General features: G+C 71.4%; 5 protein-coding genes. 4 read left to right on the forward strand and 1 reads right to left on the reverse strand.

Annotated elements, in window-relative coordinates; translation table 11 throughout:
* The first annotated feature begins 606 nt into the window (after positions 1-606).
* Positions 607-3531: a tetratricopeptide repeat protein gene (locus tag TsocGM_RS25200; RefSeq protein WP_233579192.1), complete on the forward strand. Its 2925-nt coding sequence runs from the start codon at positions 607-609 to the stop codon at positions 3529-3531.
* Between the two features lie 826 nt (positions 3532-4357).
* On the opposite strand, the gene TsocGM_RS25205 is transcribed toward TsocGM_RS25200, so the two are convergent.
* A complete protein-coding gene (locus TsocGM_RS25205; protein WP_126728229.1) occupies positions 4358-4735 on the reverse strand; it encodes a hypothetical protein in 378 nt (125 codons plus the stop codon).
* A 327-nt stretch (positions 4736-5062) separates the two neighbouring features.
* Between TsocGM_RS25205 and TsocGM_RS25210 the strand changes: the two genes are divergently transcribed.
* The 3 genes from TsocGM_RS25210 to TsocGM_RS25220 all read left to right on the forward strand — a co-directional run.
* On the forward strand, positions 5063-6001 hold the full coding sequence (locus TsocGM_RS25210; protein WP_126728230.1) for a hypothetical protein: 939 nt from the start codon (positions 5063-5065) through the stop codon (positions 5999-6001).
* 89 nt (positions 6002-6090) lie between these two features.
* Positions 6091-6414, forward strand: a complete 324-nt coding sequence (locus tag TsocGM_RS25215; protein ID WP_126728231.1) for a MazG nucleotide pyrophosphohydrolase domain-containing protein — start codon at positions 6091-6093, stop codon at positions 6412-6414.
* A 176-nt stretch (positions 6415-6590) separates the two neighbouring features.
* A partial coding sequence (locus tag TsocGM_RS25220) for a hypothetical protein (protein ID WP_126728232.1) occupies positions 6591-8779 on the forward strand: 2189 nt, incomplete at its 3' end.

Below are 8779 nucleotides of genomic sequence, written 5' to 3' on the forward strand. Positions count from 1 at the left end.
GGTGGGCGTGGTCTGGGACGGGCAGGCCGACCGACGCCGACGGCGAGGGGGAGGTGCCGGGGCCCCGAGCCCACCGAACCTGCACCGGCAGCTTGACAGTCCCCCTCTCATAGATGGGTTCGCTCCGGCGCCGGAACGCCGTCGCATCGTGCCTCTCGGGGGCTCCGGCCCCGCTCCCGGCGAACTGGCATTCTTCAGTGCGTCCATCGATGGATCTGTGGATGCTTCGAATCGGGGCACAATCAAGGTCGTGTCGGTTCATTGCGTGGAATGACGGGTGGTGGCAAGGAGGGGCCGAACCGCGTCCGGCCGCCGATCCTGCCGGGGAGTGATGGGGTTGCCAGGGAACGAGGGTCGAGGGGGGCCAGGAGCGATCGGGGACGTCGGCCCGATGACCGGATCATCGGGAGCGAGGGGCCCGACGGTGAATGACGACGGGGAGGGGGGGGAGAGCGATCGGCTTGTCGAGCCGGGGAGGCGGCCTGGAAGGGAGGGGAGGGGGGGTGGTAAGGTGGAGGGTGATCGGGCGTTGAGGCGTCCGGGCCGGAAGGGCCGGGGGCCTTGGGGCCGAACCGCGACGGACGGGCACCGAGGGAGGGGTCGACCATGCGGATGGGGACGATCGGCATCCTCGTCGGGATGGGGGGATGGGTGGCCGTCGCGGGGGCGTCGGCGAGGGCCGACGGGCTGGAGGACGCCCGCCGGGACTGGCAGACGGGCCGGTACGCCCGGGCCCTGGAGCGACTGGAGGCGATCGAGCCGGCCGACCCGGCCGAGGCCGCGCGGGTGGCCCTCGCCCGGGCCGAGTGCCTCAGGAGCATGGGGAGGATCGAGGAGGCGGTCGAGGCGCTGTCGGCCGCCAGCGAGATCGAGGGGGAGGCCGGCGCGGAGGTGCTGGGCCTGCTGGCCGAGATCCGGTTCTCCCAAGGAGAGTGGGACGAGGCCGAGGCCCTCGTCGCTCGGGCGCTGGAGCGGGACGACCTCTGCCGACGCGCCCGATGGGTCGTCGCCCTGCTGCACGAGGCCAGGGGGGAGGCGAAGGAGGCGGTCGAGGCGTATCGCTGGTTCATCCGAGACTACAACGCCCGCCAGCGCGAGACGAGGAGAGACCCGGACGCCCTCTGCCTGATCGGCCGAGCCGCGCAGCGGTACTACCGGGCGACGGCCCGGGGAGAGGAGCTGTCTCAGGCGCTCAACGACGTGATCAACGAGCTGTTCGAGGGGGCGATCACGGTCGACCCGCGCTGCTGGCAGGCGGCTTGGCTGGAGGGGGAGCTGTTCTTCGAGGGGTATCAGGAGGGCAGCGCCCGTCGGGAGCTGAACCGGGCCTTGCTGATCAACCCCAGTGCCGCCGAGGTGCTCGTCACGCTCGGCAGGATCGACCTGGAGAACTACGCGCTCAACGACGGCCGGGAGAAGGCCGAGGCGGCGCTGGAGATCAATCCGTCGTACACGCCGGCCCTGGTCCTGCTGGCGGATCTGAACATCTCCGATGAGCGGTTCGACGAGGCGCTCGAGGCGGCGAAGAAGGCCGTGGGGCGGAATCCGAAGGACCCGGAGGCACTGGCGAGGCTGGCGGCGTCGCAGCAGTTGCTGGTCAATCCGCTCGGCGCCGCGGCGGCGGAGGCGGCGGCGCTGAAGGACAACCCCCGGCCGGCCGCCTTCTTCGAGGCGCTGGGCGACCGGCTGGCCGATCGCCGCAAGTACCACCCGGCCGAGCGGGCCTTCCTCAAGGCGATCGCCGCCGACCCGGAGGCGGCCGGGCCGAAGGTCGGCCTGGGGATGCTCTACATGCAGATCGGCCGGGAGACGGAGGCCCGCGCCCTGTTCGACCAGGCGTTCGACGCCGACCCGTTCAACATCCGGGCCGACAACATGATGAAGGTGCTCGACCACATGGCCTCCTATGAGGCGATCGAGACGGAGCATTACATCGTGCTCGTCGACCCGACGCAGGACCGGCTGCTTGGGCGCTACATGGCCGACTACCTGGAGGAGATCCACCCCGTGCTGGTCGATCGCTTCGGCTACGAGCCGCCGGGGAAGACCTCGATCCAGATCATGAAGGACCACCAGATGTTCAGCGGGCGGACGACCGCCCTGCCGTTCATCCCCACGGTGGGGGCCTGCACCGGCAAGGTCGTGGCGCTGGCCAGCCCGACGGCCACCCGCAAGGCGTTCAACTGGGCCCGAGTGCTCACTCACGAGCTAGCCCATGTGATCACCCTCCAGCAAACGAACTTCAACATCCCCCACTGGTACACCGAGGCCCTGGCGGTCGAGAGCGAGGGCGGCCCGAGGCCCCAGCCCTGGAACACCCTGCTCGTCGAACGGGTACCCCAGCGCCGCCTGCTCAACCTGGAGACGATCAATCTGGGCTTCATCCGCCCCAGGGAGCCCGACGAGCGGCAACTGGCCTACTGCCAGGCGCAGCTCTATGCCCGGTACATGGTCAAGCGGTTCGGCGACGACGCGCTGGCCCGGCTGCTGGAGGCCTACCGGCTGGGAATGGCGACGAAGGAGGCGGTGGAGTCGACCTTCGGCGTGCCGGTGGAGCAGTTCGAGGAAGGGTATCTCGCCTACCTCGATGAGGTGGTGGAGACGATCCGCACCCGGGTGGAGGACGAGGAACCGGTCTCCTTCTCGCGGCTGCTGCTCGACCTGCGCAAGGAGCCCGAGGACGCGGCGCTCAACGCCAAGGTCGCTTACGAGTACTTCGCCCGCCGAGACTACAAGAGCGCCCGGCCCTTCGCCGAGAAGGCCCTGGAGCTGGAGCCGCACCAGCCGCTGGCCTCGTATGTGATGGCCCGGGTGATGATGCTCATCGGCGATGAGGCCAAGGCGCTGGAGCTGCTGACCCCGGCCCTGGACGAGGAGCGGCCGAACGAGCGGGTGGTCGACCTGCTGGCCGAGCTGACGATGAAGGCCGGCGATCTGGAGGAAGCCGCCCGGCTGTATGAACTGGCCCGGCGCGACGACCCGCTGAACTCCAAGTGGCTGGCCGGCCTGGCCCGAGTCCACCTGAGGCTGGGGGACGAGGCGGCCTTCCTCGGCGACCTGGCCCAGCTGGCGGAGAACGACTCGGACGACCTGGCCGTCCGCAAGGTGCTGGCCGAGCGGCATCTAGCCCGGGGGGAGTTCGAGGAGGCGGCTCGGTGGGCGAAGGACTGCCTGCACATCGACGTGAACGACCCGAAGGCCCACGTCGTGCTCGGCGACGCGCTGATGGGCCTCGACCGTCCCGGCGAAGCGGTCCGGGAGTTCGAGGTCGCCCTGGGCCTGGAGCCGGAGGACGCCGAGGCGATCCGGCGGAAGCGGGAGCAGGCCCTGGCGGCGTCGGGGGCACCGGAGGACTCGGGGGCGGATGAGCCCGCCCCCAGCGAGGAGGAGGAGGGGGACGACGCCCCCTCCCCAGCCGATCCCGGCGGCGACGTCGATCAGAAGTCGACCTGGAAGCGGAACCAGAACAGGTCGCTGGTCTTCGGGAACTCGTCGACGGGGAAGGTCCGCACGCGGTCCGGGTGGAGTTGAGAGGAGGGAGGAACGCCGCTTCTTCGGTCTGAGCCGGCGGCGCGACGAGAAGAGCTGGTTGCTGGCCGAGCGGGGGAGGAGGCCGGCTCGGATCGAGTCCGGCGGCTTGGGGGGACTCACGGGGTCGGGGGGACCGAAGGGCCGCCGGGCCGGACCGGGACCCAGTCGGTCTCGCCCCGACCGCCGCGAGGCTTGAGTCCGGTCCCTCCTCACCGGATGGGGAGCGGGGGACCGGCGTGGGGGCGGTGGCACCCACGCGGGGCCGGGGCGGTCGATCGGACGCCGGGCCGGACCGGGTACGAATCGAGCACGCCCCGGCCACCGCGGGGCTCGGGGCCGGCCGGCCCGGGGTGGGGAGCCGCCCGTCGTCGGGAGGGACGAGGGCCGGGGATCGGGTCGGCCGGGAATCTCGGGGCTTGGACTCGGGAAGCTCAGCGGTTCGGAACGTCCACGGCGGCACCGACGTTGCGGTCGGCAGGCGTGAGGATCGATCCGAGAGGAACATGAGCCGGCTCCGGACACAGAACGAACAATGCGCGTTCTGTGTGATCGTCGGAAGGGATCGCGGTCCCATGGCGCCTTCGGCTCGCGTTGCGGTCGGGGCGCACCGTGATTGAGTCGGGTGTGGATTCCCCGGCGGCCCGGAGCGCCCGATCGCTTGACCGAGCGCGAGGGGAAACCGGGGCGAGGCATGGCCGGTCTCCGAGCGGCCGGGCCGGAGGGGCCGTCTCGGGAGAAGGCGAATGCTCGGGATCAGGATCAACCGGGCCGCTTGGTGAGGAGACGGTCGGAGCGGCGCGTGAGGCGGTTGATCAGTGGGGGAGCATCAGCAGCGCAGGCGAGCGGAAGGACGCCGCGACAGGCCAAGGGCCTCGCTCATCGAACTGGCCGAGAACCGGATTCCACCAGACAGGGGGAACCGGAGGGCCTGGGGATGGATCAGCCCCTCGGGGGCCGACTTCCCGGTCTCCTCCTCGTTCTCCGTCTCGGTGACCGCCAGCGGCTCGGCGGGAGAGGAGCCGGACTGGCGAGTCCCGGCGGGTAGGGAGGGCCGCTCCAGGGCGATCCGGGCGGCCGGGTCGACCGGCGAGGACAGGCACGCGAAGGCGGACGGCTCCTCGACGGCCGGCGAAACCTGGACCTCGCCGCCGGCAACCGGCGGCAAGAGCAAGGCGAGCCAGAGGATGGTGAGGTGGCCGAACATCAGTGAATGCGAGCCGATGCCAACGAGTTGGGATGGGCCGGGAAGGCTTGAGTTGGGGGAATCGTATGTCAAGACGCGGCCGGGGAGCAACCCCCTTTTTCGCGTTTTTTCCGGATCGAGCGTCCGGGATGGGCTGGGTCCCGTGGCATTGTCGGTCGAATCGCTACAGGCCGGGTGATTGGGCCTCCGGCGGCTGATCGGGGAGGATTGGCCGCCGGAGGCCCGCCGATGGAGAAGGACGAGTCGCCCTCGGCGCTGGCGGTTCGCCGGCGCCGGGGGGTGCCGGAATCCGGAGGCTCCCGGCCCGCGCAAGGAGGAGACAGGACCATGAGCGATCGAATCTCGGGGCATCGGCCGGCCCGCACGCGGTTCCGGCCCTCGGTCGGCGACACCCTGGAGCGCAGGGCCTTGATGTCGACCCTGACGCCCGGCGCGCTGTTCTTGCAGCGGCGGGCGATGCTGGCTCAGCAGTTGATGATCGGCCAGCGGGGCCGGGTGGCTCGGGCGGTCACGGCCGCCGGCTCGGCCGTGACCGTGACCGACACCGATGGCGAGCGTTACCGCGTGCAGCTGACCGGAGAGGGGGGGATCACCTCCAGCTCCCTGCCCGATGGCCGGATCGCGCTGGTGGTCCGGGGCACGAACACGCTCAGCCAGCTCGACGTGATTCCGATGTTCCGGCCCCGGGTGAGGGAAGGGTCGCACACCTTCGGCCCGTACAAGCTGTTCGGCGACGGCGTGCTCGACATCGGCCTGCTCGACGTCTACGGCCCGATCAACGGCATTTTCGGCTTCAACACGGCGAAGCTCTCCGGCCCGCTGTTGGTGCGGGACGCCGCCACCGTGGACCGGATCGCCCTGGCGGAGCTGACCCCCGGGTCGTCGATCCAGGTGGGGGGCACCCTGAACCAGTTGGAGGTGCTGCGCAGCGCCAATTTCGCCGGGGCCGGCACCGGGATCAGCACGGGGCTGGACCTGAACGTGCTGAACGTCGGGGGCTACCTGACGCTGGCCGAGGGGGCGAACATCACCATCGGCCGGGACCTGGGGCTGGTGGAGCAGGCCGCCTCGGGCACCGGCCGAGGGGGGCAGGGGGCCCGGATCGACGGGGGAGTGCTGATCGCCGAGGGCAGCCAGTGGCGGATCGTCCGCAACCTGGCGGCGCCGCTGGTGGACCTGGGCGACTTCGTCGGGGCGAGCCGGTTCAACGTCGGCAACCCGTTTCCGGCCTCGTACTTCCAGGTGGTCGGCACCATCGTCCCCTGACCCAAGGGATCGGCCGATCCCGGGCCGCCCCCGAGCGGGCCGGCCCGGGACTGGCAATCGCCCGGCGAACGACTTAAGATAAGATCCCGATGGGCGAATCACCCGACGGAGGCTGGACGCTTGGCGCCTTGCAGCGCCGGATCGCTGCGCTCTACGGCGCCAAGGACGCCGCCCGGGGAGACGCGGCGACGTTCCTCTGGCTGACCGCCGAGTTCGGCGAGCTGGCCGAGGCGCTGCGCTCCGGCACCGACGAGGAACTCGCCCTGGAGATGGCCGACGTGCTCGCCTGGCTCGCCACGCTGGCCAACCTTCGGGGGATCGACCTCGATCGGGCCGTCTGCCGGAAGTACGGCCGAGGCTGCCCTGGCTGCGGCGCCGAGCCCTGCCGGTGCGACCCGTCGGAGAAGCCCTGAAGGCGGGGCCGATCGGGGAGAGCGTCACCGATCTCGGCCGAGCGTCCCGTCCGAACCCGGCCGGGGGAGTCGGCGGAGGGCGGGGGGGGAGGCCCCGGAGGGCGTCCGCCGCCGATGAGCCCGTCCCCCCGGGGGCGATCCGCCCCGGGCGATTCGCAGCGACCCGGAGAGGCACCATGAGTTCATCGTCCCGAGCCCGCCGGCCGATCCCCGCGACGCTCCCCCTCCGCCTGGCCCTGGGGGCCGCGGTCGCCCTGGCGGCCTCGGGGGAGGCCGAGGCCCGGCAGGCCGAGCCGGACGTGACGATCGAGAACATTCGGGTCGGCCTGGCCGAGGACGTCTCGGACCAATGGTACAAGATCGGCACCTGGACGCCGGTCCGGGTCGACCTCCAGGCCGGTCCGTCTCGGTTTTCGGGCCTCTTGCGGCTGGAGGTGCCCGACGACGGCGGTGTGCCAACGTTCGTGAGCCGTCGGGTCGAGGTACCGGCGCGGTCGACCGAGTCGTTCCTCTGCTACGTCCGCCCCGGCGACGCGACCGTCCGCGTCCGGGTCGAGGTGCGCGACGAGCGCGGCCGGCGCCGGGACGTGGCCGAGCAGGACTCGGCCATGTGGCTGCAGCCGGACCAGGTGGTGCTGGGCGTCATCGGCCAGCCGGGGGGGGTCGACCTGCTGCCGAGCCTGCCCGAGTTCCAGGGGGCCGACGCCTCGCAGCCCTCCCGCCTGTCGGTTTGCCGACTGCGGGTGCCGGAGGGGATCCCCGACCGCTGGTACGGCTACGACGCCCTGGAGGCCCTGGTTCTCGACCTGAACGCCGAGGGGGCTCTCGAGGCGTTGCAAGACTTCCGCAGCCAGCCGCTGATGCAGTGGGTCCGCAACGGCGGCCACCTGGTGCTGGTCGGGGGCTTCGCCCGCTGGCAGGTGGCGGCCGACCCCGGGGGAGTGCTCCGGGAGCTGTTGCCGGCCCTGCCGACCGATCGTCCGACCGAGACGGGGGACCTGGGGACGATCGAGTCGTTCGTCGGCTCGATCACGCCGATCACGACGCCGGAGCGCCCGGTGTCGGTGACGACCTTCGAGCCGATCGAGGGCCGGGGGGCCCAGGTGCTGCTGGCCGACCGCTCGGTGGGAGGGCCGGTGATCGTGCGGGGCCCCTACGGCCTGGGCCGGGTGACGATGGTTGGCCTAAGCGTCGACGAGCGGCCGTTCGTCGACTGGCCCGACCGCAAGGTGTTCTGGTCGTCGGTGCTCGACCTCGGCGGCCGGGAGACGGCCGCGATCGACCTGGCCCGCTCGGGCGCCTTCACCGACTACGAGGTCCGGGACCTCTCCAGCTACCTGCACCGGGCCCTGGAGCAGTTCGAGGGGGTCCGGCTCGTCCCCTTCGGCTGGGTGGCGGCGTTCGTCTTCCTGTACATCCTGCTGATCGGCCCCGGCGACTACTTCTTCCTGAAGCGCGTGCTCAAGCGGATGGAGCTGACCTGGATCACCTTCCCGACGATCGTGGTCGCCGTCAGCCTGGTCGCCTACATCACGGCCTACCGGGTGAAGGGGACCGACCTTCGGATCAACCGGGTGGACGTGATCGACGTGGACCAGGGGTTCGGCGACGGCGAGCGGCACCTGGCCCGGGGGACGAGCTTCGCCACCCTGTTCAGCCCCCAGAACCGAGATTACGACGTGACGGTGCTCCCCCTGCCGGTCGCCGCCGAACACCCGGCCGAGGCCGGGCCGGTGCCGGCCTCCCAGGTGGACGAGGTGCTGACGACCTGGTTCGGCATCGCCGAGCCCCGCTTCGGAGGCATGGGGAACTCCGGAGGCATGGCGCTGACCAGCAGCGGCTACTCCTACCAGTCGCCCAACGACGAACGATCCAGCGTTCCGCCCTCGGTGCTGGCCGGCGTCCGGGTGCCGATCTGGACGACCAAGGCCCTGGTCGGCACCTGGTTCGACGACGCCCCGGCGGCCATCGACGCCGACCTGCGCGACCCGGGCGCCCACCGCCTGGAGGGGACGCTGACCAACCGGCTCGGCCGGCCGCTGAACAACGTCATCCTCGCCTACGGCGGTGACGTCTACGAGTTCGAGCGGCCGATCGCCCCGGGAGAGGCGGTGCGGGTGGAACTGGCGCGCAACCGCAACCTCTCCGGTTTCCTCGAGGACATCGGCCGGCGGCTTCCCCAGATCTACACCTACAACCCCAGTCCCCGGGTGGGAGTCTCCCGGGGCGACCTGGTCCGGGCGCTGAGCTTCGCCCGAGCCGGCCGACGCCGCGGCCAGAAGCCCAACATCGTCCTCAGCGACCTCGACCTTTCCCCCCAGCTCGAACTGGACCGGCCCATCCTTCTGGCCGAGCTCGACGGCCC

This window comes from Tautonia sociabilis (assembly GCF_003977685.1).
Taxonomy (GTDB): Bacteria; Planctomycetota; Planctomycetia; order Isosphaerales; family Isosphaeraceae; genus Tautonia; species Tautonia sociabilis.